This is a genomic window from Kitasatospora sp. NPDC034035 (genome assembly GCF_055575755.1).
Map to the genome: position 1 here is coordinate 62,535 of NZ_JBVISA010000001.1, position 24,484 is coordinate 87,018.

21 protein-coding genes and 1 pseudogene are annotated in these 24,484 nt (G+C 74.4%); 10 read left to right on the forward strand and 12 right to left on the reverse strand.

The genetic code is table 11. From position 1 onward, the window contains the following. Positions 1–166: 166 nt before the first annotated feature. Both ACZ52J_RS00270 and ACZ52J_RS00275 read left to right on the forward strand, forming a co-directional pair. Positions 167–2,791, forward strand: a complete 2,625-nt coding sequence (locus ACZ52J_RS00270) for a glycoside hydrolase family 31 protein (protein WP_465614784.1) — start codon at positions 167–169, stop codon at positions 2,789–2,791. A 356-nt stretch (positions 2,792–3,147) separates the two neighbouring features. Continuing rightward, positions 3,148–4,005, forward strand: coding sequence for an S-methyl-5'-thioadenosine phosphorylase (locus ACZ52J_RS00275; RefSeq protein ID WP_465614785.1), 858 nt, complete (start codon positions 3,148–3,150; stop codon positions 4,003–4,005). Here the strand turns inward: ACZ52J_RS00275 and ACZ52J_RS00280 are convergent. Further along, positions 3,971–4,447, reverse strand: a complete 477-nt coding sequence (locus ACZ52J_RS00280) for a hypothetical protein (RefSeq protein ID WP_465614786.1) — start codon at positions 4,445–4,447, stop codon at positions 3,971–3,973. The genes ACZ52J_RS00275 and ACZ52J_RS00280 overlap by 35 nt on opposite strands. After that, the gene (locus ACZ52J_RS00285; protein WP_465614787.1) at positions 4,444–5,640 is read right to left on the reverse strand and encodes a molybdopterin-dependent oxidoreductase; all 1,197 of its coding nucleotides are present in this window, start codon (positions 5,638–5,640) and stop codon (positions 4,444–4,446) included. Before ACZ52J_RS00285 ends, ACZ52J_RS00280 begins: the two co-directional genes overlap by 4 nt. 114 nt (positions 5,641–5,754) lie before the next feature. Between ACZ52J_RS00285 and ACZ52J_RS00290 the strand changes: the two genes are divergently transcribed. Beyond that, positions 5,755–7,107, forward strand: a complete 1,353-nt coding sequence (locus ACZ52J_RS00290) for a glycosyltransferase 87 family protein (RefSeq protein WP_465614788.1) — start codon at positions 5,755–5,757, stop codon at positions 7,105–7,107. Between the two features lie 15 nt (positions 7,108–7,122). Here the strand turns inward: ACZ52J_RS00290 and ACZ52J_RS00295 are convergent, their stop codons facing one another. The 3 genes and pseudogenes from ACZ52J_RS00295 to ACZ52J_RS00305 form a co-directional block, all read right to left on the reverse strand. Beyond that, entirely contained in the window at positions 7,123–7,791 is a 669-nt protein-coding gene (locus ACZ52J_RS00295) for a class I SAM-dependent methyltransferase (RefSeq protein WP_465614789.1), read from the reverse strand. Next, the gene (locus ACZ52J_RS00300; protein ID WP_465615269.1) at positions 7,788–8,315 is read right to left on the reverse strand and encodes a DUF2064 domain-containing protein; all 528 of its coding nucleotides are present in this window, start codon (positions 8,313–8,315) and stop codon (positions 7,788–7,790) included. Before ACZ52J_RS00300 ends, ACZ52J_RS00295 begins: the two co-directional genes overlap by 4 nt. A gap of 96 nt (positions 8,316–8,411) precedes the next feature. Continuing rightward, positions 8,412–9,143: pseudogene (locus ACZ52J_RS00305) on the reverse strand (glycosyltransferase family 2 protein); the annotation flags it as partial. A 197-nt stretch (positions 9,144–9,340) separates the two neighbouring features. Between ACZ52J_RS00305 and ACZ52J_RS00310 the strand changes: the two are divergent. Together ACZ52J_RS00310 and ACZ52J_RS00315 are read left to right on the forward strand one after the other, a co-directional pair. After that, on the forward strand, positions 9,341–10,123 hold the full coding sequence (locus ACZ52J_RS00310) for a response regulator transcription factor (protein WP_465614790.1): 783 nt from the start codon (positions 9,341–9,343) through the stop codon (positions 10,121–10,123). Further along, positions 10,120–11,256 (forward strand): sensor histidine kinase, encoded by a 1,137-nt coding sequence (locus ACZ52J_RS00315; RefSeq protein WP_360501338.1) that lies wholly within the window; start codon positions 10,120–10,122, stop codon positions 11,254–11,256. The genes ACZ52J_RS00310 and ACZ52J_RS00315 overlap by 4 nt, the downstream gene beginning before the upstream one ends. On the opposite strand, the gene ACZ52J_RS00320 is transcribed toward ACZ52J_RS00315, so the two are convergent. Continuing rightward, on the reverse strand, positions 11,257–12,312 hold the full coding sequence (locus ACZ52J_RS00320; protein WP_465614791.1) for an NAD-dependent epimerase/dehydratase family protein: 1,056 nt from the start codon (positions 12,310–12,312) through the stop codon (positions 11,257–11,259). A 245-nt stretch (positions 12,313–12,557) separates the two neighbouring features. Here ACZ52J_RS00320 and ACZ52J_RS00325 point away from each other — a divergent pair, with 245 nt between their 5' ends. Beyond that, positions 12,558–14,090, forward strand: a complete 1,533-nt coding sequence (locus tag ACZ52J_RS00325; RefSeq protein WP_465614792.1) for an FAD-dependent monooxygenase — start codon at positions 12,558–12,560, stop codon at positions 14,088–14,090. A gap of 92 nt (positions 14,091–14,182) precedes the next feature. Here the strand turns inward: ACZ52J_RS00325 and ACZ52J_RS00330 are convergent, their stop codons facing one another. Continuing rightward, a complete protein-coding gene (locus ACZ52J_RS00330) occupies positions 14,183–14,872 on the reverse strand; it encodes a phosphonatase-like hydrolase (protein WP_465614793.1) in 690 nt (229 codons plus the stop codon). A gap of 4 nt (positions 14,873–14,876) precedes the next feature. Next, positions 14,877–15,638, reverse strand: a complete 762-nt coding sequence (locus ACZ52J_RS00335) for a GntR family transcriptional regulator (protein WP_465614794.1) — start codon at positions 15,636–15,638, stop codon at positions 14,877–14,879. A 162-nt stretch (positions 15,639–15,800) separates the two neighbouring features. Between ACZ52J_RS00335 and ACZ52J_RS00340 the strand changes: the two genes are divergently transcribed. Beyond that, positions 15,801–16,997, forward strand: a complete 1,197-nt coding sequence (locus tag ACZ52J_RS00340; RefSeq protein WP_465614795.1) for a TIGR03364 family FAD-dependent oxidoreductase — start codon at positions 15,801–15,803, stop codon at positions 16,995–16,997. A gap of 151 nt (positions 16,998–17,148) precedes the next feature. On the opposite strand, the gene ACZ52J_RS00345 is transcribed toward ACZ52J_RS00340, so the two are convergent. From ACZ52J_RS00345 to ACZ52J_RS00355, 3 genes are all read right to left on the reverse strand, one after another. Then, positions 17,149–17,922 carry a maleylpyruvate isomerase family mycothiol-dependent enzyme gene (locus tag ACZ52J_RS00345; protein ID WP_465614796.1) on the reverse strand — a complete coding sequence of 258 codons (774 nt, stop codon included), beginning with the start codon at positions 17,920–17,922 and terminating at the stop codon, positions 17,149–17,151. 113 nt (positions 17,923–18,035) lie between these two features. Beyond that, the gene (locus ACZ52J_RS00350) at positions 18,036–19,058 is read right to left on the reverse strand and encodes a 2-dehydropantoate 2-reductase (RefSeq protein WP_465614797.1); all 1,023 of its coding nucleotides are present in this window, start codon (positions 19,056–19,058) and stop codon (positions 18,036–18,038) included. A gap of 79 nt (positions 19,059–19,137) precedes the next feature. Then, positions 19,138–19,971 (reverse strand): class II aldolase/adducin family protein, encoded by an 834-nt coding sequence (locus ACZ52J_RS00355; RefSeq protein WP_465614798.1) that lies wholly within the window; start codon positions 19,969–19,971, stop codon positions 19,138–19,140. A 133-nt stretch (positions 19,972–20,104) separates the two neighbouring features. Here ACZ52J_RS00355 and ACZ52J_RS00360 point away from each other — a divergent pair, with 133 nt between their 5' ends. Then, positions 20,105–20,722 (forward strand): TetR/AcrR family transcriptional regulator, encoded by a 618-nt coding sequence (locus tag ACZ52J_RS00360; RefSeq protein ID WP_360501363.1) that lies wholly within the window; start codon positions 20,105–20,107, stop codon positions 20,720–20,722. 48 nt (positions 20,723–20,770) lie between these two features. Here ACZ52J_RS00360 and ACZ52J_RS00365 read toward each other — a convergent pair whose 3' ends face one another. Beyond that, complete coding sequence (locus tag ACZ52J_RS00365; RefSeq protein ID WP_465614799.1) at positions 20,771–21,931, reverse strand: polyprenyl synthetase family protein; 1,161 nt, start codon at positions 21,929–21,931, stop codon at positions 20,771–20,773. Between the two features lie 214 nt (positions 21,932–22,145). Between ACZ52J_RS00365 and ACZ52J_RS00370 the strand changes: the two genes are divergently transcribed. Together ACZ52J_RS00370 and ACZ52J_RS00375 are read left to right on the forward strand one after the other, a co-directional pair. After that, positions 22,146–23,105, forward strand: a complete 960-nt coding sequence (locus ACZ52J_RS00370; RefSeq protein ID WP_465614800.1) for an ABC transporter ATP-binding protein — start codon at positions 22,146–22,148, stop codon at positions 23,103–23,105. Continuing rightward, positions 23,102–24,451, forward strand: coding sequence for an ABC transporter permease (locus ACZ52J_RS00375; RefSeq protein ID WP_465614801.1), 1,350 nt, complete (start codon positions 23,102–23,104; stop codon positions 24,449–24,451). Before ACZ52J_RS00370 ends, ACZ52J_RS00375 begins: the two co-directional genes overlap by 4 nt. The last annotated feature ends 33 nt before the right edge of the window (positions 24,452–24,484 follow it).

The following is a 24,484-nucleotide window of genomic DNA, read 5'->3' on the forward strand; positions in this document are numbered from 1 at the left end:
CCGGACCCGCCCCGCCCCGGCGCCGCCTGCTGCTCCTCGCCCGCCAGCCACCCAGCTCTCGACCGGAGGCACCACCGTGCGCTTACGACGACCCGAACCCCACCGGACCCGGACCCGGACCCGGCTCCGACTCCGCCGACCCCGATTCCGCCGGGCCGCCCTCGCCGTGGCCCTGAGCAGCATCACCGCCCTGGCCGGGCCCGCCCTGCCCGCCCGGGCCGCGACCCCCGGCTCCGCCGTCCTCGACCAGGGCCACCAGAGCGTCACCTGGCAGAGCCCGCAGTACGCCAAGGGCACCCTCGGCGACCCCGCCTCCTGCCCGCCGGCCGCGCAGGACCCGGGCGGCGCGGTCTGCGACCACTTCGACCTGACCGTGAACGTGCCGGCCGGCTACTGGGACGACAACCCGGAGGGCGGCGTCCCGGTCTCCGTCCGCTGGCAGAACCCCACCGACGACTTCGACCTCTACATCTACGACGCCGCCGGCAAACAGGTGGCCGGCAGCGCGGGCACCGCCGACCCGGAGGCCACGGTGATCCCGAAGGCCTCGGGCAGCTACCGCGTCCTGGTCGTCCCCTACGACGTCCACGGCGGCTCGTACACCGGCACGGCCTACCTGCCGCAGACCGCCGACGCGGGCGACCTGACCTCCTTCGGCGGCTCCCAGGGCAGCTACGACGTCTCCGCCGGCACGCTGAAGGCCAAGGTCGACTTCCTCGCCGACGACCAGCTGCGCCTGCGCGCCGCCCCGGACGGCGTCCTCACCGACCCGGCGGGCAGCACGATCATCCGCACGCAGCCCGAGCCCCAGCGCGACACCAGCACCTTCGACGCCGGCGCGTACTACGGCATCCGCTCCAAGGGCCTGGTGCTGCGGGTCTACAAGCACCCCCTGCGGTTCGGCCTGTACAAGGCCGACGACCGCACCGCCCTCTGGCAGGAGGACGCCCCGCTGCGCTGGAGCACCAGCGGACTGCGGCAGAGCCTGGTGCGCGGCGCCGACGAGCAGTTCTTCGGCGGCGGCGAGCAGAACGGTTCCTTCTCGCACCGCGACCAGACCATCCACGTCGCCAACAGCTTCGACTGGAACGAGGGCGGCTACAACAACTCCCAGCCGTTCTACGTCTCCACCGCCGGCTACGGCGTCCTCCGGAACACCTTCGCGCCCGGGATCTACGACTTCGGCTCGCCCGTCCGTACGGGACAGCAGGAACGCCGCCTGGACGCCTACTACTTCACCGGTGACGTCAAGTCGGTGATCGGCCGGTACACCGCCCTGGTCGGCAAGCCCTTCATGCCTCCCGTCTACGGCCTGGAGCCCGGCGACTCCGACTGCTACCTGCACAACGCCAACCGCGGCGAGCGCCACACCCTGGACGCGCTGAAGGTCGCCGACGGCTACGTCCAGCAGCAGATGCCGCTGGGCTGGATGCTGGTCAACGACGGCTACGGCTGCGGCTACGAGAACCTCGCGCAAACCGGCCAGGGCCTGCGCAAGGACCACGCCCAGCTCGGCCTCTGGACCCAGAACGGCCTGCCCGACCAGGCCGCCGAGGTGAAGGCCGGCGTGCGGGTGCGCAAGCTCGACGTGGCCTGGGTCGGCAACGGCTACGACTTCGCGCTGAACGCCTGCGACCAGGCCAAGGCCGGCATCGAGGACAGCAGCGACGCCCGCGGCTTCGTCTGGCTGCCGGTCTCCTGGGCCGGCGCGCAGCGCTGCGGCGTCCTGTGGAGCGGCGACCAGAGCCTGTCCTGGGACTACATCCGCTGGCAGATCCCGACCTACGCCGGCGCCACCATGTCCGGCATCGCCTACGACACCGGCGACGTCGGCTCGATCTTCCGCCGCGACCCGAAGATGTACACCCGCGACCTGCAGTGGAAGGCCTTCCTCCCGGCGATCATGACCATGGACGGCTGGGCGAAGGACATGACGGGCAAGCAGCAGCGCGACCAGCAGCCCTGGCTGGACGGCGAGCCGTACACCTCCATCAACCGCAAGTACCTGCAGCTCAAGGAGCGGCTGCTGCCGTACATGTACGGCCTGTCCGCGGAGGCCACCCGCACCGGCATCGGCGCGGTCCGCCCGCTCGCCCTGGAGTACCCGCACGACACCGACGCCCTCGGGCCGAACGCGAAGTACGAGTTCCTGGCCGGGCCCGACTTCCTGGTCGCACCGGTCTACTCGGACACCAGCGTGCGCGACGGCATCTACCTGCCCGAGGGCACCTGGACCGACTACTGGACCGGTCGCACCTACCAGGGCCCGACCACCGTCAACGGCTACTCCGCCCCGCTCGACACCCTGCCGCTGTTCGTCCGCGGCGGTGCGATCGTGCCGATGTGGCCCAAGGGCACACTCTCCTGGGAGAACCGGGACCGCTCCGAACTCGACTACGACCTCTACCCGCAGGCGAACGGCGACTCCTCCTACACCCTGTACGAGGACGACGGCGTCACCCGGCAGTTCACCGCCGGGTCCTCGGCCACCCAGCAGGTCGACGTGCACACCAACCGGGCCGTCACCACCGTCGACGTCGGTGCCAGCGAGGGCAGTTACGCCGGCAAGCCGGCCGAGCGGGGCTACCGCTTCACCGTGCACGGCCGCCCCGCCCCGCGCCTGGTGGTCACCGACGACGGCCCGCTGCCCCGGCTCGACTCGGCGGCCGCACTCGACGCGGCCGGCTCGGGCTGGTACTACGACGCCGCGACCGGGGTGACGCAGATCCGCACGCCGTCCCTGCCCACTGACGACAGCTTCTCGCTGCGTCTGATCCACGGCGGCAACTGACCGCGACCCGACCGGTACCGAAGCCGCACGCGGGGCTCCCTCCCGGGGGTCCCGCGTGGGCGGCCCGCCCGGGGCCGTGGCCCCTCGGGCGGGGTGACCGGGTGCGGCGGGCGTCGTTGATCAGCGCGCCCGACTCCCCGCCAGAGAGCGTGAACCGACGTGCCGCCGCCGTTCGAACTCCCCGCTTCGTGCGTGCGGTGGGCAGGGCTCTCCCGGGGTGACGGCCCGGCCGGGCCTCCGTGTCGCGCGCACGGCGTGGGGACGTTCACGATTCGTAAGGCCCGGCGCGCCGGTTCCGTCGCCGTCCGTTCCTACAGTTGCCGGGAGCTTGTTCCCGAGAAGAGAGGTGGACTGCGATGACGGTCGACCAGGACGTCCTGCCGAGCGCCGAGGTGGGCGTGATCGGTGGCTCCGGGCTGTACGCGCTGCTGGACGACGTGACCGAGCTGCGGGTGGACACCCCGTACGGGGCGCCGAGCGACGCGCTGTTCGTGGGGGAGGTGGCCGGGCGCCGGGTCGCGTTCCTGCCCCGGCACGGGCGCGGCCACGGGCTGCCGCCGCACCGCATCAACTACCGGGCGAACCTGTGGGCGCTGCACAGTCTGGGCGTGCGGCAGGTGCTGGCGCCGTGTGCGGTGGGCGGGCTGCGGCCGGAGTACGGGCCGGGCACGCTGCTGGTGCCGGACCAGTTCGTCGACCGGACGTCGGGGCGGGTGCAGACCTTCTACGACGGGCTGCCGCTGCCGGACGGCACCGTCCCCGGGGTGGTGCACGTGTCGATGGCCGACCCGTACTGCCCGGCCGGGCGGCACGCGGCGATGGACGCGGCCCGCGACGCGGCCTGGGAGCCGGTGGACGGCGGCACCCTGGTGGTGATCGAGGGGCCGCGGTTCTCCACCCGCGCCGAATCCCGCTGGTTCACCGCCAACGGCTGGTCGGTGGTCGGCATGACCGGCCACCCCGAGGCGGTGCTGGCCCGTGAACTCGGGCTCTGCTACACCTCGGTGGCCCTGGTCACGGACCTCGACGCAGGGGTGGAGAGCGGGGAGGGCGTCACCCACGCCGAGGTGCTGAAGGTCTTCGCCCGCAACGTCGACCGGCTGCGCACCGTGCTGTTCAAGGCACTGGAGCGGCTGCCGGCGGTGCGCGAGTGCCCCTGCGGTCACGCCCTGGACGGTCTCACGACGGGTCTTCCCGGGGTGACCGGCGCCTGACGGCCCGGTCCCGGTGTCTGGCGGCCCGGTTCCGGCGCCCGGCGGCCCGGTCCCGGTGCCGCCACCGTCCGGCGAGCGCGACCAGCAGCGCGACACCGGCGGTGGCGGCCAGCACCAGCAGCCAGTTGCGCAGGTAGGGCAGTGGCAGCACCGACGGGTTGCCGTGGTCGTCGTCGGCGCGCAGGACGGCCGGCAGGCCGACGGCGGTGACGGCCGCCGCGACGACCAGCCAGCCGCGCAGCACGGGCCCGCGCACCAGGGACGAGCCGAGCAGGCACACCAGCGGCACCCACAGCCCGTCGTGGATCACCAGCCCGCCGAACGCCCAGACCAGGACCTCCACCGGGTCGGTGATGTACGGGTCGCCGAGCAGCCCGTACAGGCCGTAGCCGATCACGGCGAGGCCGGCGGCCAGGAGCAGAGCCCGGAGCCCGGCGGTCATGCGATCACCTCGATGCGCGTGACCCACTTGGTCTGCAGGACGCCGGGCCGGTTCGGCGCGATGACGCGGGCGGGGAATCCGTGGTCCGCTGCCAGGACTTCGCCGTTGACCCGCAGGGCGAGCAGGCTGAGCGGATCGTCGACGTACGGTGCGGGCATCTCCATCACCCGGTACGGCCCCTCGGCCTCCAGCGAGGTGACCCGTACCGCCGAGCCGGGCGGGGCTCCGGCCCGCCGCACCAGTTCGGAGAGCCGGACCCCCGTCCACCGGGCCACGGCGCTCCAGCCCTCCACGCAGGAGATGGGCAACTCGACCGAGTGCTGCGGGAGTTCGGCGAGTTCGGGGAGGGTGAGCTGGTACGGCCGGGGCCCGTCCACCCGGAGCCGCCAGTCGGCGGGCACCGTGACCGTTCCGGCCTGGGCGGCGGTGCGGTTCACCGGCAGGCCCTGGGGACCGAGGTCGGGGCGGCGCGGGGCCAGCAGGTCCACGGCGCGCAGCCAGGGCACGCTCTGTCCCGCGGTGACGAGGGTGACGGCACCGACGGCGGCGGTGGTCGTCGTGAGGAACGCGCGGCGCTGCGCCAGGACCGGAGCGGCCCGGCGCCACCAGTGCGCGCCGATGAGCGGCGCCTTGACGGCCAGGTGGACCAGCAGTCCGCCGGTGGCCAGCCAGCCCAGCCAGAAGTGGGTCTGCCGGAACGGGAACGGCCACGGGTACCACTGAAGGGTGTTCAGCAGGCCGGTGAACAGCTCCAGCAGGACGGCCGCCACGAGGAGTGCGATGCCGAGCCGCTCCAGGGCGTGCAGCACGCTGCGCGCCGGCGGCCACTCGAACAGCCGGGGGTAGACCGCCCAGAGCTTCGCGCCGGCCAGCGGGATCGCGGCCAGGCCGCTGATCACGTGCAGGCCCTGGGTGACCCGGTAGCCGTTCACCGGCCGTGCGGGCAGGTGCGGTGCGAGCCAGCCGGGCGGGTCCTGGAGCAGATGGCTGGTCAGGCCGGTCAGAAAGCAGACCAGGAGGGCCGCGCCCAGCCAGCGGCCGATGACGACCACGGTCCGCGGCTCGTGCAGGGCTGAGGTGAAAGCCCCCTGCCGGAACGGCCCGCGACGCAGGAACGCCGGGGGAGCGGGCAGCGGCGGGTCGTGGCGGCGGCGGGGGGCGGGAGCGCCGGAGTCGGCGGGTTCGGTTTCCATCCGCCCATCGAAGCGCCTCGGCACGTCCCGCCGGAGCTCCGACGTGCTTACGGATTCCGAACGGCGGCCTCGCCGGCGGGGCCGGGGAGGCGGGCCGGTGGGAGGGTGGGCGGCGTGACCTCCCGTACCGTCCTGCCCTGCCTCCTCGCTCTCGCCGCCCTGGTGACCGCCCTCGCGTTGACCGTCGCCCGCGCCGGTGCCCTCCCGCTCCCCGGCTGGTACGTCCTCGACGCCGCCCTCTTCGTCGTCGCGGTGCTGCTGCTGCGCGAGGTGCCCGGCGGGCAGGTCGTGCCGCTGGTCCTGGCCGGCTCCGCCGCCGTGGCCGCCGTCGGGCTGCTCGCCCCGCCGCGCACCAGCGACGACGCCTACCGTTACGTCTGGGACGGTCGGGTGCAGGCGGCCGGGATCTCGCCGTACGCCCACACCCCGGACGATCCGGCGCTGGCGCGGTTGCGCGATCCGGGACTCTTCCCGGTGGGAGACGGGTGCGCGGGCTGGGACGAGCGACTCACCACGGCAGGGGACTGCACCCGGATCAACCGGCCGGCCGTGCACACCGTCTACCCGCCGGTGGCGCAGGCGTGGTTCGTCGCGGTGCTTCCGTTCGGCGGCGGGATCCGCGGGGTACAGGCCGGCGGGGCGGTACTGGCGGTGGCGACCACCGGACTCCTGCTGACGGTGGGCCGGGAGAAGTGGCGGGCCGCGCTGTGGGGGTGGTTCCCGGGCGTGACGGTGTGGGCCGTCAACGACGCGCACGTGGACACGCTCGGTGTGCTGCTCACGGTCGCCGGGCTGGGCTGCGCGGTGCGGGCCCGAGAGGTGCGGGGCCGAGCCGTCCGCGGCGGGCTCCTCCTGGGCGGCGCGGTCGCGGCCAAGCTGCTGCCGGCCCTCGCCCTCCCGGGTGCGTTGTCGGGTCTGCTCGCCCGGCGTCCGACCCGCAACGACGTCCTGCTCCTCGGATCCGCGCTCGGTGCCTTCGCGCTGTCCTACCTGCCGTACGTGGTGGCCTCGGGCACCTCCGTCCTGGGCTACCTGCCGGGCTACCTGCGGGAGGAGGGCTACGAGCAGGGGCACATCGACCGGTTCGGACTGCTGCGGCTGGTGCTGCCCGACCGCCTCCTGCCCTGGGCGGCGGCCGTGGTCCTCGCGGTGGTGGTGGTCGGGGTCCTGCGCCGGGGCGACCCGAGCCGGCCGTGGGCCGGGGCGCTGCTGGTGACGGGCACGGCGCTGCTGCTCGTCGCGCCCTCCTACCCGTGGTACGGGCTGCTCGTGGTCGCCATGGTCGCACTCGACGGCCGCTGGGAGTGGCTGGCCGTCCCGGCCGCGGGGCAGGCGCTCTACCTGACGGGAGGCCAGGAGGCGCAGCAGCTCTCGTACGGAACGGCGCTGTGCGTCGTCCTCCTGGTCCCGCTGCTGCGCCGGCGCCGCACGGGACGGGCGGCCGTGGCGGTGGGCGCCGAGGAGTGACGGAAATACGCCTCGTCAGCGGGGACGGGCCGCCTTCCGGAAGGCGAGGAAGTGCCGGCCGTGCGAGGACCAGCGCTCGGTCTCGACGAGCCCGGCTCGGTCGGCGCGCCGGGCGGTGGCCGTCGCACCACAGCGGGCCCAGGCGAACGGCGGCCCGACCCGCCCGTCGGCGCCCTCGACCCGAACGGTGATCCGTTCGTCGACCTCCGCCGGCTCCACCTCGACCAGCAGTACGGCACCCGGAGCGAGGATCTCGGCGCTGCGGCCCAGCAGCAGCCCCGGGTCGCCGCCGATGCCGAGGTTGCCGTCGGCGAGCAGCGCGCCACCCCAGCGGCCCTCCGCGGGAAGCCGGTCGAACACCGACCGGCGCAGGGCCGGCCCGCCGAGGCTCCTGGTCCGGGCCACCGCGGCTCCGGTGACGTCGACACCCAGCGCCGGCACGCCCAGGCCCAGCAGGGCCGCGACCAGGCGGCCGGGGCCGCAGCCGAGGTCCACCACCGGCGCGGCCAGCCGGGTGCAGCGCAGCAGCAGCCCGTGATCCGCTCCGGCGGCCGGTGCGCACCAGCGTTCGACGTCGAGCGGGATCCGGCGGCCGTCCTCGCCCCGCAGCCACAACGGGCCCCGGCCGGCGCGGACGGCCTCGGCGAACGGGTCGTCCACCCACGCCTCCGACGCGACGGTCACTCCGCCACCTCCCGGGCGGTCCCGATCGATCGGAGGCAGGCCGCGAACCTGCCGTCCGGAGCCTCTGCGGCGACGTGACGCGCATCCCGGATGGTGTCCACGTCGGTGACCACCGGGAGGTGGCTGATCGTCAGATCCTCCGCCGCCAGCCGGTCGAGCAGGGCCCGTCCGGTGTCCGGCGTGGACATCGGCACGCCCAGGAGCAGCCGCCGGGCCAGCCGCTCGGTGGGCCTGGCCAGCCCGAGCGCCCAGAACCCGCCGTCGCCGGCCGGGCCGTACCAGGCGTCGACGCCGGTGCGCCGGGCGGGTGACAGGGACTCGGCGAGGAGGGCGGCGTCCAGCTGCGGGGTGTCCATGCCGACCAGCAGGGCGGGCGCGTCCGGGGCGAGGCCGGCGGCCGCCGCGAAGGCCGCCGCGAGCCGGGCGTCCAGTCCGCCGTCCGCCTGCGGCACGACCTGCCAGCCGGGTGGGAGCCAGGCGCCGACGGCGCCGTCCAGGACGAGCAGCCGCTGTCCGGCCGGCATCCGGGAGAGGGCGGTGAGGGTGTCGGTGAGGGCGGCCTCGGCCAGCGCCGCCGCCTGCTCGGGTGTGCAGGGCGGGGTGAGGCGGGTCTTGACCCGGCCCGGGACCGGCGATTTGGCGATCACCAGCAGGGTCGGGGCCGGTGCGGCCAGGACGGCCCGCATGTCGCGGACGGCCTGCCGGGTGCCGCGCACGGTTCCGGTGACCTTGGAGCGACCCGCGCGGGGCAGGTAGTCGACGGGCGTCTCGGCGATCCGCATCCCGGCCGCCGACGCGGCGAGCACCATCTCCAGGGGGTAGCCGGAGCGGCGGTCGCCCAGGCCCAGGGCCAGCAGCCGGTCACGGCGGGCGGCCCGCATCGGCCCGAGGTCGTGCAGCGGCGCTCCCGTCCTCGCCCGCAGCCGGCGCGCCAGGAACGCGTTGGCCAGGCGGGCGTGCGGCGGCCACGCCCCGGCGGTCGCGGGGCGGCGTCGGCCCAGCACCAGGTCCGCGGAGCCGGCGAGGACGGGAGCGGCGACCCGCGGCAGCTGGGCGGGATCCAGCGAGCCGTCGCAGTCCATGAAGCAGACGAGCTCGGCGGTGGCGGCGAGCAGCCCGGCGTGGCACGCGGCGCCGAAGCCGCGTCGCGGTTCCTCGACGACGGTCGCGCCCAGCGAGCGCGCCAGCTCGGCCGAGCCGTCGCGGGAGCCGTTGTCGACGACGATCGCCCGCCAGCCCGGGGGGACGCGCCGCAGCACCCAAGGCAGGGCCTCGGCCTCGTCCAGGCACGGCAGGATCAGATCGGCACCCGGCGACGGGGGAGTCGGAGAGGTCGCATCGGCACCCGGCAACGGGGGAGTCGGAGAGGTCACGTCGGCCACGCTAGGGGCGGGTGGGTCGGTGGCGGCCGAACCGCGCCCTTACGGAAGTCCTACGTCAGCTCGCCGGCGGAGGGACCGGCGTGCGGCCGGAGCCGCGATCTTACGGAACACGAACGTCGACCAGGGTGGGGCACCCCACGGCGGCCACGCCTCGTATCCTCGGCGACGTGAACGACAGCCCCGCCTCCGCCGGCCCACCGGACCCCGCCCGCATCCTGGTGATCGACGACGACCTCACCGTGGGCGAGGTCGTCGCCGGCTACCTCACCCGGGCCGGCCACCACGTCGACCGGGCCTGCGACGGCGACCGAGGCCTGGACCTGGCCCGCGCCCACCGGCCCGACCTCCTGGTCCTGGACCTCATGCTCCCCGGGATCGACGGGCTGGAGATCCTGCGCAGGCTGCGCGCGACCGAGGACGGCGCCGGCCTCCCGGTGATCATGCTCACTGCCAAGGGCGACGAGGCCGACCGCATCCTCGGCCTGGAACTGGGCGCCGACGACTACGTCACCAAGCCCTTCAGCCCGCGGGAACTCGTCCTGCGCGTCCAGTCCGTGCTGCGCCGCTCCCGCGCCGGGGCTTCCCCGGCGCCGTCTCCCGTGCGGATGGTGTCCGGGGACATCACGCTCGACCCGCGGGCCCGCCGAGCCGACCGCAGGGGGCGTGAACTCCTGCTCACCCTGCGGGAGTTCGACCTGCTCGCCTTCCTCCTCCGGAACCCCCGGACGGTCTTCACCCGGCAGGAGCTGATGCAGCGGGTCTGGGGCTGGGACTTCGGCGACCTGTCCACCGTCACCGTCCACGTCCGCCGGCTGCGCGAGAAGGTCGAGGACGATCCCGCCGCACCGACACTGATCACCACGGTCTGGGGCGTCGGATACCGCTACGACCCCATGGCCGACAAGACGGACAAGGCTGACCAGACGGACGAGACGGACGGCCCGGCGTGAAGGACCTGCTGCTGATCGCCCTGTTCGCGGGGCTCGGCGCCACCGGCGCCGGCCTGCTCGGCTGGCTGGCCGTGCGGCTGCTGCGCCGGCGCTCGGTGGCGCTCTCGCTCTTCTGCGTGGCCGTCGTCACCGTCCTCGCCGTCACCTCCGGGACGTTCGCCGTCGCCCAGGCGATGTTCCTGTCCGGGCACGACCTTGGGGTGGTGATAACCGTCCTCGGCATGGCGTCCGTGGTCTCGCTGCTCACGGCCGCGCTGCTCGGACGCCAGGTGGTGGCGGGCAGCCGCGCCCTGACCGCGGCCGCCCGCACGGTCGGGAGCGACGCCGGCTTCACCGCGCCGGACCACCCGCTCGGGCTCGAACTGGCCCAGCTCAGTGAGGAACTCGCCGCGACCAGCGCCCGGCTCGCCGAGTCCCGGGCCCGGGCACGGGCGCTGGACGCCTCGCGGCGCGAGCTGATCGCCTGGATCTCCCACGACCTGCGTACCCCGCTCGCCGGGCTGCGCGCCATGGCCGAAGCCCTGGAGGACGGAGTGGCCGACGAGCCGGAGCAGTACCTCACGCGGATCCGCACCGAGGTGGAGCGGCTCACCGGGATGGTCGACGACCTCTTCGAACTCTCCCGCATCCAGGCCGGCGCGCTGTCCCTGTCGGTGTCCCGGGTGTCCGTCTACGACCTGGTCGACGACGCACTGGCCGGCGCCCACCCCCTGGCCCGCCGGCGCGGCGTCCGGCTGGAGGGCCGCCAGGTCGCCGCCGAGCCGGTCGAGGTGGACAGCCGCGAGATCACCCGGGTGCTGGGCAACCTCCTCGTCAACGCGATCCGCTCGACGCCCGAGGACGGCGTCGTGGCGGTCTCGGCCCGCCGGGAGGTGGACGAGGTCGTCCTCTCGGTCACCGACGGCTGCGGAGGAATCCCGGAACAGGACCTCTCCCGCGTGTTCGAGACCGGCTGGCGCGGCAGCGCCGCCCGGACGCCACGGCGCGATCCCGGAGAGGGCGGGGACAGCGGGGCCGGGCTCGGCCTGGCCATCGTCCGCGGCATCGTCGAGGCCCACTCCGGCCGGGCCAGGGTGCACAACGTCGCCGGAGGCTGCTGCTTCGAGATCGCGCTCCCGGCGGCGCCCGGGTAGTCAGGTCCGCAGGGCCGCGGCGGCGAACTCGGCCATCCCCGCACGGAACGGCACCCGGGCTCGCCAGCCCAGCTCCGCCCGCAGCCGGGAGGAGTCGGCGGTGATGTGCCGGACGTCCCCGAGCCGGTACTCGCCGGTCACCACCGGCGCCGGTCCGCCGTGGGCGTCGGCCAGCGCCTCGGCCATCTCGCCGATGGTGCGCACCTCCCCACTGCCCACGTTGTACGCCCGGGCGCGGCCCGGCAGCCCGCCGCGGACGTCCTCCAGGGCGGCGAGGTTCGCCGCCGCGACGTCGTCGACGTGGACGAAGTCCCGGCGCTGGCCGCCGTCCTCGAACACCCGGGGAGCCTCACCACGGGCGAGCGCGGAGCGGAACAGCGAGGCCACCCCGGCGTACGGGGTGTCGCGCGGCATGCCCGGGCCGTAGACGTTGTGGTAGCGCAGCGTCCGGACGGATCCGCCGCAGGCGCGGGCCCAGGCGGCGGCCAGGTGCTCCTGGGCGAGCTTGGTCGCGGCGTACACGTTACGGGGATCACCCGGTGCGTCCTCCGCCACCAGGCCCGGCCGGAGCGGGGCCCCGCACGCCGGGCACGGCGGCTCGAACCGGCCCGCGTCGAGATCCTCCGGGCGCCGTGGACCGGGCGCCACGGTCCCGTGCTCCGGACACGCGTACCGGCCCTCGCCGTAGACCACCATCGATCCGGCCAGGACCAGGTTCCGCACTCCCGCGCGCGCCATCGCGGACAGGAGCACCGCCGTGCCGAGGTCGTTGCAGCCGGCGTACGCGGGTGCGTCGTCGAGGTCGAGCCCGAGACCGACCATCGCCGCCTGGTGGCAGACCGCGTCCACCCCGGCCAGGGCGCGCTCCACCGCTGCCGCGTCCCGTACGTCGCCGTGCCGGAAGTCGACGCCGGCCGGCAGGCCGGGAGCCGACCCCGAAGGGTGGACGGCGGGCAGCAGTGCGTCCAGCACCCGGACCTCGTGGCCCGTGGCGACCAGAGCGCGCACGACCGTCGAACCGATGAACCCGGCGCCGCCGGTGACCAGAATCCTCATGACCTGGGACGCTACCGGGCGATCTGCCCGCCGGGCCGTCGCGACGGGACGGTGTCAGCGATCCGTAAGGCCTGGCGTCCGAGACCGCGGAACGGATCGCCGCGTGGCGTTCCCCGACGAGTACGTGGAAATGGGATGGAAATCGCACGGGTGATCGATAAGCTTCCCGCCGATCAAGCTGACAGGCAACGCGGCTGACGATCCGTCCGGTCCATCCGCCGTCGGCACGAACCTGAGGACTACTGATGAGCGACCCGATCATCGTCGTAGGTGCGGGCCCGGTGGGGCTGACCGCTGCGTTGGAGCTGGCCAGGCGGAGGGTGCCGGTGCGGATCGTGGACCGGCTGGCGGAGCCCACCACGGAATCGCGCGCCATCATCGTGCACGCCCGCAGCCTGGAGATGTTCGAGCGGCTGGGCCTGGTGGACGTGCTGATCCGGGCCGGCGTCCGGACCACCGGGATGGAGATGCACGCGGACGGCGAGGTGGTCGCCCGGATCGCACTCGACCTGGTGGACAGCCCGTTCCCGTACTCGGTGACCATCGCGCAGACCGAGACCGAGCGCATCCTCACCAAGGCGCTCGCCGAGCACGGCGTCACCGTCGAGCGCGAGGTGACCCTGACCGGTCTCACGCAGGACGAGCACGGTGTCCAGGTGGTGCTGGAGCACGCCGACGGGCGCCAGGAGACGGCCGGCACCGGCTGGCTGGTGGGCGCCGACGGCGGGCACAGCCAGGCACGCAAACTGGTCGGCAGTGCCCTGGCCGGGAAGTTCAAGGGCGAGAAGTTCCTGATGGGCGACGTGAACGCCGACCACGACCTCGACCCGCACAGCATGTACACCTTCTTCTCGCCGCACGACGGCCCGCTGCTGGTCTTCCCCATGGAGGGCGACCGGCTGCGACTGATCGCGAACATCCCCACGGACGAGGAGCGCACCGCCACCCAGGAGTGGCTGCAGCAAGTGGTGGACGAGCGCGCCGAGCGCCCGATCCGCATCCGCGACTCCCGCTGGCTCACCGTTTTCGAAGTGCACCACGCCCAGGTGCCCGAGTACCGGGTCGGCCGGGTCCTGCTGGTCGGCGACGCGGCGCACGTACACAGCCCGGCCGGCGGCCAGGGCATGAACACCGGCATCCAGGACGCCCACAACCTCGCCTGGAAGCTCGCCCTCGTCAGCACCGGCCAGGCCGGCCCGGCCCTGCTGGACAGCTACCACGCGGAGCGCCACCCGGTCGGAGCCCAGGTGATCCAGTTCGCCGGCACGCTCACCCGGGTCGCCACCCTCGCCAACCCGATCGCGCAGAAGCTGCGCAACAAGGGGATGCACCTGCTCACCGGCCTCGCCCCGGTCCGCCAGGCGATGGCCGACCGCACCGAGGAGACCGCGGTCGCGTACCGGAAGAGCCCGATCGTCGTCCGGGGCCGGGGCAGCGGCGAACTGCACGCCGGCGACCACCTCCCCGCGGCCGGCCCGGAGCTGCGCGCGGCGCTCGCCGAAGCGCACGCGCACGTACTGCTCACCGTGGCGGTCAACGGCTCGGCACCCGCACCGGTGAGCGGCGTGACGGTGCGTCAACTGCTGGTCGGTGCCGCCGCCACCGCCGCGACGGGCTACGACGCCGTGTTCCAGGACCCCGACGGCCACACGGCCGCCCGCTACGGCCTGCCGAACGGCGGCCGGATCATGGTCCGCCCGGACGGCTACGTCGCCGCGATCGCCCCGCTGGACGACGACGCGCCGCTGCACGCCTACCAGGCGCTGCTGCAGGCGTAGCGCCACGGCCGGGCCCGGGACGGCGGACGCGCGTACGAGCCGCCGGGGCGGAGGTGCCCCCGGCGGCTCGTACGGTGGTCGTGGCGGTGGGGTCAGGCCGTGGGCCGGGCCTCGGGGAGCGAGGGGATGTCGGCGACGCTGTCCAGCACGTAGGTGTGCGGGTGTCCCTCGAAGTCGCCGAGGGTGAGCTCCCCGGTCAGCACGCCGATGACCACGCCGGCCCCGGCGTTGGCGCCGGCCTCGACGTCCACGACGGTGTCGCCGGCGGCCAGCACCCGGCGGGTGTCGATGACCCCGGTCTTCTCCATCGCCCGGTGGATCATGTGCGGCGCCGGGCGCCCGCGCGGGACCTCGTCCGAGGTGACGACCGCGTCGAGGTTGCCGCCCTCGCCGACCGACCAGCCGAGCGACTCCAGCAGCGGGTACGCCACGTCGTCGCTGAAGCCGGTGGTCAGGGCCACCTTGATGCCGCGTCGGCGCAGCTCGGCCAGGGTGGCCTCGACGCCGGGGATGGCCTGCGGGGGAGTGGCCCGGTAGGCCTCGCGCAGGAACGCCGCGAAGGCCGCGTAGCCGTCCTCGACGAGCTCGGGGGTCGGGGTGCCACCGCCGAGACGGACCAGGGCGGCGATGGCCTCGCGCTTGTCGGTGCCCATCCAGGTCTGCAGGTCGGCCTCGGAGACGGCCACGCCGGTCCGTTCGACGGCGGTGCGCAGCGCCCGGTAGACGGCACCGGCCTCGTTGATGGTGGTACCGGCCATGTCCAGGGCAGCGAGCTCGATCACGGTGTCAGTCCTCTTCGGTGCGGTAGCGGCCGATGACGGTACGGCCTTCGACGGTGTTCTCGATGGTGAAGGTGGCCATGGCGGGCAGGTAGCGGTCGTCGGCGTCCTCCAGCGGCACGCCCCGGCTCGACGTCGTGAGCCGCCGCACGCGCAGCAGCGGGTCGCCGACGGCGACCCGGAGGAGTTCGGCGTCGTGCGGCTCGGCGGCGACGGCGTCGATGGTGTGCCGGGCGTGGTGCAGGTCGACGTCGCGGCGCAGCAGTTCCTCGTAGACGGACCCGGTGTCCGGGTCGAAGTCGAAGAGGATGCGGCCGACCTCGTGGACGAAGGTGGAGCGCTCCAGCATGGCCGGGACGTCGTCCAGCAGCCGCAGCCGGACGAGTTCGACGACCGGCGCGCCCTCGGCGAGGCCGAGCCGGGCCGCCGCCTCCGGGGACGCACGGCGGCGGGCCACCTCGACGGTCGTCTGCCCGGGCTCGCGGCCGATGCTGCGGGCCCACTGGGTGAAGGACAGGAAGGTGCCGAACGGCTGGGAGGGCGCCGTGCGGCGGGCGACGGGCGGCTTCCCGCGTCCGCCGGTCAGGCTGCCCTCGTGGCGCAGCATGGCGAGGGCTTGGCGGACCGGGCCGCGGGAGGTGCCGAACTCGGCGCAGAGCTGCGACTCGCTGGGCACCGGTCGGCCCTCGGGCCACTCGCCGGACTCGATGCGGCGCTGGAACTCGGCGCCGAGTCGTTGGTGGAGAGGGGGGTCCTCACTTGTCTTCACAAGTCGACTATGACACTCGGCGGCGGGACTTCTCAAGGTGGGCCCATCTGGGCGTTTCCCAGGTCAACCGTTCCCCTCCGGTGTTCGTCGACCGGATGAACGGACGGTAACTTGTATAGACACCTCTTGACGTTGGGGTCGCCGAGCCCGGAATCTGGAGCCATGAGCAGCAGCACAGCACCCACACCCGCCTCCGCCGCCTCCCGTCCGCGCACGCCCGGCACACCCGGCCGCAGCGACGTGGTCATCGTCGGCGCCGGCATCATCGGCCTCGCCCACGCCTTCGAGGCACTGAGCAGCGGGCTGTCCGTCACCGTCGTCGACCGCGACCGGCAGCCCGTCGGCGCCTCGGTCCGCAACTTCGGCCACTGCTGCATCAGCGCCCAGGACGGCGACCTGCTCGCCCTCGCCCAGCGCTCCCGGCCAGGCTGGCTGCGCGCCGCCGAGGCCGCCGGGATCTGGGCCGCGGAGGCCGGCACCCTGGTGGTGGCCCGGTCGGCGACCGAGGCGGCCGTGCTGGAGGAACTGCGCGCCGAGCGCGGCGGCGACGCCGTCGAACTGCGCACCGCCGCACAGACGGCGTCGCTGCTCGGGCGCGCGGACGGCGACGCGGGCGACCTGGCCGGCGGCGCGCTCCTGCCCGCCGACCTGCGGGTGAACCCGCGCGAGGCGGCGCCCGGCCTGGCCCGCTGGGTGGCCGAACAGCCGCGCGGCCGGGTCCTGTGGGGCACCGCCGTCACCGGCGTCGAACCAGGGACGGTCCACACCACACGCGGCCCGGTCCACGGCGACCGGATCCTGATCTGCGTCGGCCACGACCTGGACTACCTGTTCCCCGACATCGCCGAGGACCACGAGATCCAGCGCTGCCGCCTCACCATGGCGCGGGCCGCCGCCCCGGCCGGCTTCCGCACCGACTCCGCGGTGCTGACGGCCACGTCGATGCTCCGCTACGACGCCTTCACCACCCGCGCGTCCGCCGCCCGGCTGCGGGAGGAGGTCCAGGGGCACAGCGCCGAACTGCTCGAGATCGGTGCCAACGTGATGTTCGCCCGCCTCCCGGACGGCACGGTGCTGCTCGGCGACTCGCACCACTACGACGCCACCACCCCGCCGTTCATCGACGAGCACACCCACGAACTGCTGACCGGCGCGGTCGCCCGGGTCCTGGGCGTGGAACGTCTGCGGATCCTCGAACGCTGGCAGGGCGTCTACGCCAGCAGCCCCCGCGGCCCCCTGCTGGTGCGCGACCTGGCACTGGGAGTCCGCGCCATCTCGGTCACCTCGGGCATCGGGATGACCCTGTCCTTCGGCCTCGCGGCCGCCACCTTCGACGGCACCCTCGCCGCGACGGCCTGATCCACCCGACGTCCGTGGGACCGGACCCGGAGAACCGGGTCCGGTCACGCCTCGCCGCGTACCACGTCCGTGTCCACTGACGCCCGTCGCGAGTCACGCGTCGCCTGTTCGGCGGACGCCTCGTTGGCCGGCCGGGGTGCTTTCGTGGATGTCAGAAGGCGGAGTTGGCGAACCAGTGGGCCAGCAGCGCGTCGTCGCCGGACACGTCGACGCGGTCGGCGCTGCGGTCGAGCCGGCCGTAGAGCATGAGCAGCAGGTCGGCGGCGGTGGCCCGGACGGTGGCGTCGGCGGTCGCGTCCGCGGCAGCCGGGTCCGCGGCCTCCGGGGCGAGGGCGAAGCCGTCGGGGCGCAGCCGGACCAGCCAGTCGCCCTCGCCGTCGGTGCTGGCGAAGCGGACGGTCCGGTCGTCGGCGCGCAGCTCGGCGGTCTTGGGCGCGAAGATCGCGGCGAAGGGCAGGTTGGTGAGGAACTCGGCCACGCCGTCGGCGGCGAGGGCCGGGTCGATGTCCGGGGTGAGGCCGAGCGCGAGTTCGGCGTCGACGCGGTGGACGAGGGTCTCGAACAGCATCCGGCGGACCCAGAACCGGGCGTGCTGGTCGGCGCCCCAGGCCCACATCGGCGCGTCGAGGTCGGTCTCGGCGAACGCCTGGGCGGCCTGCTCGGCGGCCTCGGCCAGCCAGGCCGGGTAGTCCTCCGCCCGTTCGGGCAGCTGCAGGTCGACGTCGCGGCTGCGCGGCGGCTCCTGGATCCGCTGCCGGAGCAGGACGGTGAACCAGCGCTGCACGCTGCCGGCGTGGCGGACGAGGTCGGCGAGGGTCCAGCCGGGGCAGCTGGGCACCGGGAGCGACGGGTCGGCGTGCCGGACGGCGGCGACGAAGCGGGTGGTCTCGGCGCTGACGGCCGTGCTGTGGTCGTGCGGGGTCATGAACGTGTCTCCGGGGAGTGCGGGCCTCGCGGCGCCTTGGGAGGGCTTGCGCGCCCCAATGGTTCATCGCATGAAATAACGGTGGCGACGCTAGGCCTGAAAGGTTGAGCTTGTCAAGCATCCCCGGGGTCGAGTGCCGCCAGCAGTTCCGGGCCCGACCACCGCCGCGCGCCGCCCGGACCGGCCCGCTCGGCCTCGCGGACCAGCGCGGCCAGCCGGGCGTTGGCCGGTGCCGCCAGGCCGTTCCGCGCGGCGAGCGCGATCACCTCGCCCTGCAGTGAATCGATCTCGGTCGGACGGCCGCGCTGCAGGTCCTCCCACATGGACGAGCGGGCCCGGGCGTCGATCCGCAGACTGGCGGCGGCCACCCGCCGGAAGAGCGCGTCGGGCAGCCCGAGCACCCGGGGCATCCAGCGCGGTGGCACCGGGCCGAGCCGGGCGGGCGTGATCCCGGCCGCCCGGAACGCGGCGAGCGCCTCCCGCTGGCACCGGGCCAGGCAGGCGCGGTACGCCCGGGCGCCGAGCTCCTCGCGCAGCGGCAGTCCGGACAGGGCGTTCACCGCGTTGTTCAGGTTCATCAGCAGCTTCGTGGCCTGCACGGCGGGCATGTCCGCGCGCAGCGCCAGACTCAGCCCGCCGGCCCGGGCCGCCGCTGCGAACCGGTGGGCCGCCGGGGCGTCCTCGACCATGAGCGCACCCCCGCTGCCCTGGTGGACGGCGGCCGGACCGCTGCGCAGCACGTTGTACGGGACCATCCCGGCGAGCACCCGGTGGCCCGGCAGCTCCGCCCGCAGCTCCTCGGGGTTGTGCAGGCCGTTCTGGAAGCTGATCACGACCGCGTGGGCGGCCAGCCGCCCGGCCAGCTCGCGCGCCGCCGCGCGGGTGTCGGCGGACTTGACGGTCACCAGCACGTAGTCCGCCGTCGCGGCGGCGGCCGCGTCGGTGGCGACGGTCAGCTCGCGCACCTCCCGCCGTGCGTGGCCGGGGCCGGTCAGCGTCAGCCCGTCCCGTTCGACGGCGGCCATCGCGGCCGGCCGGCCGATCAGCGTGACGTTTGCCGCGCCGGCCAGCATGCCCCCGAGGTGGCAGCCGATGCTGCCGGCGCCGAAGACCGCGATCCGTGGTTCCTTGCTCACTCGTAGCGTCCTTCTGGCAGCCGGCGGTTCGGGGGATGGGAGACGGGTTCGGGGGATGGGAGACGGGGGCGAGGCGGGGTCAGTCGACCAGGTCCGGGTCGGTCGCGCCGATCTGCTCGAAGAGCGGCTGCGCCTGGAACCAGCCGGCCAGGTGGCTGCCGATCTGCCCGCGGGTGATCAGCGCCGTCTCCCGGTCGATGTGCTTGGGCGTCCCGGCCGCCATGGCGAGCAGCTGGGCCTGGCAGGAGCGTTCCATCGTGACGAACCACCAGACCGCCTCGGCGACCGACCGGCCGACCGTCAGCAGTCCGTGGTTCTGCAGGATCACCGCCTTGTGCGCGCCGAGCGCGGCCGCGATCCGCTTGCCCTCGTCGACCTCGTTCACCACACCGCGGTAGTCGCTGTACAGCCCGTGGTCCTCGAAGAACGCGCAGGCGTCCTGGGTGAGCGGGTCGAGCGTGATGCCGAGGCTGGAGAAGGCCTTCCCGTGCAGCGAGTGCGCGTGGGCGGCCGCGATCGCGTCCGGGCGGGCCGCGTGCACCTGGGAGTGGATCACGAACGCGGCGCGGTTCACCGGCCGGTTGCCGTGCAGCAGGGTGCCCTCGTGGTCGACGAGGATCAGGTCCGAGGCCTTGATCATGCCGAAGGGCATCCCGAACGGGTTCACCCAGAAGCGGTCGGGGTGCTCCGGGTCGCGCACGGTGATGTGCCCGGCCACCCCCTCGGAGAAGCCGAACCGGCCGAACAGCCGGAAGCCGGCGGCGAGTTGTTCCTTGCGGTAGCGGCGCTCGTCCGCCACCGAATCGAAGCTCGGCGGCAGCGGCAGGGTGACTCCGGCGGGCAGCGGTCCGACGGCGGCGGCGAGCGCGGCGGGCAGCGGGTTGCCCGCGCCGGAAGGCGGTGGGGTGCTCATGGCCCAGAAGATACAATGATGTATCCGATACGCCAATGGATCCGATGAAGCCGACCGGTCTGATGGAACTGACAGATCTGCCGGAACCGCTGGATCCGACCGGCCGCCATCCGACCGAACCGGGACGCCACCGATGCCCAAGGGTGAGACCAAGCGACGCCCGCGCACCCGTGCGGCACTGCTCCAGGCCGCACTGGAGACCTTCGCCGCGCACGGGTTCCGCGCCGCCACCATCGAGCAGATCTGTGAGCGGGCCGGCTACACCCGAGGCGCGTTCTACTCCAACTTCAGCAGCAAGGAGGAACTGTTCCTCGCGCTGTTCGACGCGCACAGCGACCGGATCGTCCGGCGGATGACCGAACTGGTCGACTCCATCACCACCGAGGACCTCACCGTGCAGGCCCTGGTCGACGTCCTCTGCGAGGTCGAACCGGCCGAACGCGACTGGTACCTGGTCACCACCGAGTTCACCCTGCACGCCATCCGCGACCCCCAGGCCGCCTGGGTGCTCGCCCAGCACGACGCCCGGCTGCGCGCCCAACTCGCCCGTGCCCTCACCGACCACCTGGCCCGGGCCGGACGCACCCTCACCGCGGACCCCGACGAAGTCGCCCGCCTGCTGATCGCGATCCGCGAGGGCGGCCTGGCGCAGAGCTACGTCGAACCCGAGCGGCTGCCACCGGGCAGGCTCGAACAGCGCTTCCTGGCACCCCTGTTGACGGCGCTGACCGCGGATTCCGGAACGTCCTGACGTTCTCACAGGCGCCCCACGTCCGTACGGGCGACAGCAGGAGCCGGGTCAGGCGATCCGGCGGGCGCGTACGGCGCCGCGGCCGATGGCGTGGAGGCGGGCGGTGTCCGGGCCGGGTGGCAGCAGGGGTTCGAGTGCCCGCCAGGCGTCGGCGCACAGCCGGTCGGCGTCGCGTTCGCTCGCATCGACGGCGCCGCACGCCAGCAGGGTGTGGCGGGCTTCGTGGATGTCGGCTTCGGCCGCGTCGCCGTCGCGGATCGTGGTCCACAGGGCCTCGGCGGTGGGGCGGGGGAGCAGGGTGACGGCGTGGGCCAGTGGCAGGGTCACCTTGGCGTTGCGCAGGTCCTCGGCGACGTGCTTCGTGAGGGTGCCGTCCTCGCCCGTGACGCCGCGCAGGTCGGCGACGTCGTCGGCGATCTGGTAGGCGGTGCCGATCGCGGACCCCCAGTCCAGCAGTGCCCGGTTCAGGGCCGGGCCGACGTCGGCGGCGATCGCGGCGATCTGGCAGCACGCCCCCACCAGGGCACCGGACTTCAGCCGGTGGGTGGCGAGCACCAGCTCCAGCAGCGGGCCGTTGTCGCCGGCGGCCAGGGCCCGGTCCAGCTCGGGGTGGTGGCCCTGGATGTCGAGGGCCTGTCCGGCGTGGGCCGCCCGCAGGGCCGCGAGCAGGGCTTCGCGCATCCGGCCCTGCAGCGCCGGGTCGTCGGCGGCGCACAGGCCGATGGCCCGGTCGAAGGCGAAGTAGGCGCAGGTGCCCGCGTTCAGGGCGGCGGGCAGGCCGTACACCGCGTGTGCGGCCGGTTTGGCGCGGCGCATCGTCGATCCGTCCTGGATGTCGTCGACGACCAGGGAGCCGGTGTGGGCGAGTTCCAGGGCGGCCGCGAGGACGCCGAAGCGGTCGCCGTCGCCGCCGAGCAGGTCGACGACCCGCATCAGCAGGGTGGGACGCCACCGTTGCCCGCCCGCGTCCACCATGTGCCGCACGGGCTCGGCGAGGGCCTGGTGCAGGCGGCGGTCGAGGGCGTGCGCGGTGTCGGCCGACAGACCGCCGCCGTGCCCGTCCGGGAGCCACACGGCCAGTCCGCCGGGGGCGGGCGGGCAGAGCCGGTCCAGGTAGCGCTCGATCCCGCGGTCGGCCTCAGCAATCCGGTTCCCGGCGCACGCGCCGTCGCCGAACGGCCCGACGTCCTCGGCTGGTGCCATAACCATGCACTCACCATAGGGTTGGGCGCGGAGGAGGGGTAGACGCAACGCGGGCGGCCCGGGGAGGACTGAGCCGCGTCGAGGGCCGGGCCGCTCCCGGCCGTTCTCCGCGGTGGCCTCCACGGCGTACCTGCCGGATGTTCCACCGGTGTTCAAGCGCCCGCTCCTGACTGTGCCCCGTCATGGCCCTACGTTCCCTGGGGAACTGCGAGAAGGGGCTATGAACGAGACTCAACCGGCCGTACGCGCACGAGCTTTGACGAAGTGCTTCGGTGACGTCGTGGCGCTCGACGGGGTCGGCCTGGAGCTGGCGTCCGGCCGGATCCACGGGCTGGCCGGGCCGAACGGCGCGGGGAAGACGACGCTGCTCGGGCTGCTGCTCGGGCTGGCCGTCGCCGACGGCGGCGAGTTGGAGGTGCTGGGCCGGCCGGTCGGGCGGGTGTCGGCGGCGCCGCCCGGGGTGGCCGGGTTCGTGGACGGGCCCGGGCTGTACCCGTCGCTGACCGCGCGCAGGAACCTGGCCGCGCTGGCGGCGCTGCGCGGGCCGGGCACGGAGGCGGGGCGGATCGACGAGGTGCTGGCCGAGGTCGGGCTGACAGAGGTCGCCGACGACCGGGTCCGCGGGTTCTCGCTGGGGATGCGGCAGCGGCTCGGGCTGGCGGCGGCGCTGCTCACGGATCCGCGGCTGCTGGTGCTCGACGAGCCGTCCAACGGCCTGGACCCGGCGGGCAAGCAGCATGTGCACGGGGCGCTGCGGCGGCTCGCGGACGACGGGGTGACCGTCGTGCTGTCCGGTCATCGCATGGACGACCTCGAGGCGCTGTGCGACGAGGTCACGATCCTCGGGACCGGGCGGGTCCGCTACTCCGGCCCGCTGGGCGGGCTGGTGGCGGAGAGCCGCGCGTCGGACCACCGCCTGCTCACCTCCGATCCCGGGGCCGCGCGCCGGGTGGCCGCCGGGGTCGCGGGGGTGCGGGCGGTGACGGAGGCCGGGTCGCGGGGCGGGACGTCGGGCGGGGCCGGGGCGCTGGTGGTGCGCGCGTCGGGCCCGGCCGTCGAGGAGTTGGTGGCCGCGCTGGTGCGCGCCGGGGTGCGGGTGCGCGAGGTCGCGCCCGTGGTGCCGCCGTTGGAGGCCGCGTACCTCGCCCTGACCGGGCGGCAGGAGGAGGGGAAGCCGTGAGCACGGCCGTCGTGGGCGTCGGTGCCGTACCCGACGCGAGCCGGGTGCCGGTGCGCCGCGTGTACCGCTTCGAGCTGGTGAAGCTGGTCTCGCAGTGGCGGATCCGGTTGCTGATGCTGGCCTGTTGGATCGGGCCGGGGCTGTTCGTGGCCGCGGTGGCCCAGCAGGGGACGCTGCCGTCCGACACGCTGTTCGGCCGCTGGATGCACGCCACGGGCTGGGCCGGCCCGCTGGTCGTGCTGGGGTTCTCGGGTTCGTGGGCGCTGCCGCTGCTGACCTCGGTGGTGGCGGGTGACGTGTTCGCGGCCGAGGACCGGCTCGGGACCTGGCGGCACCTGCTGGTGACGGTCCGCTCGCCGCGGCGGATCTTCGCGGCGAAGGCGCTGGCGAGCACCACCGTCATCGTGCTGCTGCTGGCCGGGTTGGTGGCCTCGGGCACGGTCGGTGGCCTGGCGGCGGTCGGGAACGGTCCGCTGGTCGGCGTCGACGGGCACCCGCTGTCGCCGGCGGACGCGGCCGGGAGCGTGCTGCTGGCGTGGGGGTGCGCGCTGGCGCCCACGCTGGCGCTGGCCGCGCTCGGGCTGCTCGGCTCCGTACTGCTGGGGCGCTCGCCGATGGGACTGCTCGTCCCCGCGGTGGCGGCGGTCGCGATGCAGCTCGCGCAGATGCTGCCGCTGCCGGTGGCGCTGCGCCTGGCACTGCCCGGTTACGCCTTCGTGTCCTGGAACGGGCTGTTCGCCGGCCCCGTACGGCTCGACGAGCTGCTGGTCGCCGTCGCGGTCAGCCTGGTCTGGGCCGCGGTGGCGACCGGGGCGGCCTACCTGCTGTTCGTACGGCGGGACTTCACCACCGGCAGCGAGGACGGCGTGGGGCGCCGCGCGCTCGCCTTCGGAGTGCTGCCGCTGGCCGGGCTGCTCGCGCTGACCTTCGGGGCGGTCGCCGCGGCCACGCCCTCGACGGGCTCGGGGATCTCGCAGGCGAAGGTGCAGCGGTCGGTGGCCACCGTGTTCGCGCACCTGTACCGGCTGCAGACCGAGCAACTGCACCGCCCGGCCGTCACGGAGGAGCAGCTGCGGGTCACGACGGCGTGCGACCGCAGCGGCGGCCAGGTCGACCCGGAGGGGCCGGGCAACGACTGGCGCTGTGTCGTCACCTGGCACCTGCCCGGTACGGACGCGCCGGGGACGGCGATCTACCAGCTCGACGTGGCCTCGGACGGGCGGCTGATGGCCGACGGGGACGGGCCGAAGGACGTGAACGGCTACTTCCTGGTGCGGACCCCGTCCGGGGACGCGCCGAATCCGCTGTGGCAGTTCGACGGCCAGGTCGACCTGCTCTCCACCTGAACGAACCCGCCGATCGCACCGAACCCACCTAAC

What these genes read in the sequence shown, in the direction of transcription:
- ACZ52J_RS00275 (WP_465614785.1), top strand. Translation starts at nt 3,148, where the DNA reads ATGACGGTCGACCAGGACGTCCTGCCGAGCGCCGAGGTGGGCGTGATC.
- ACZ52J_RS00280 (WP_465614786.1), bottom strand. Translation starts at nt 4,447, where the DNA reads ATGACCGCCGGGCTCCGGGCTCTGCTCCTGGCCGCCGGCCTCGCCGTG.
- ACZ52J_RS00285 (WP_465614787.1), bottom strand. Translation starts at nt 5,640, where the DNA reads ATGGAAACCGAACCCGCCGACTCCGGCGCTCCCGCCCCCCGCCGCCGC.
- ACZ52J_RS00300 (WP_465615269.1), bottom strand. Translation starts at nt 8,315, where the DNA reads ATGCCGGCCGGACAGCGGCTGCTCGTCCTGGACGGCGCCGTCGGCGCC.
- ACZ52J_RS00320 (WP_465614791.1), bottom strand. Translation starts at nt 12,312, where the DNA reads ATGAGGATTCTGGTCACCGGCGGCGCCGGGTTCATCGGTTCGACGGTC.
- ACZ52J_RS00325 (WP_465614792.1), top strand. Translation starts at nt 12,558, where the DNA reads ATGAGCGACCCGATCATCGTCGTAGGTGCGGGCCCGGTGGGGCTGACC.
- ACZ52J_RS00340 (WP_465614795.1), top strand. Translation starts at nt 15,801, where the DNA reads ATGAGCAGCAGCACAGCACCCACACCCGCCTCCGCCGCCTCCCGTCCG.
- ACZ52J_RS00345 (WP_465614796.1), bottom strand. Translation starts at nt 17,922, where the DNA reads ATGACCCCGCACGACCACAGCACGGCCGTCAGCGCCGAGACCACCCGC.
- ACZ52J_RS00355 (WP_465614798.1), bottom strand. Translation starts at nt 19,971, where the DNA reads ATGAGCACCCCACCGCCTTCCGGCGCGGGCAACCCGCTGCCCGCCGCG.
- ACZ52J_RS00360 (WP_360501363.1), top strand. Translation starts at nt 20,105, where the DNA reads ATGCCCAAGGGTGAGACCAAGCGACGCCCGCGCACCCGTGCGGCACTG.
- ACZ52J_RS00365 (WP_465614799.1), bottom strand. Translation starts at nt 21,931, where the DNA reads ATGGTTATGGCACCAGCCGAGGACGTCGGGCCGTTCGGCGACGGCGCG.
- ACZ52J_RS00370 (WP_465614800.1), top strand. Translation starts at nt 22,146, where the DNA reads ATGAACGAGACTCAACCGGCCGTACGCGCACGAGCTTTGACGAAGTGC.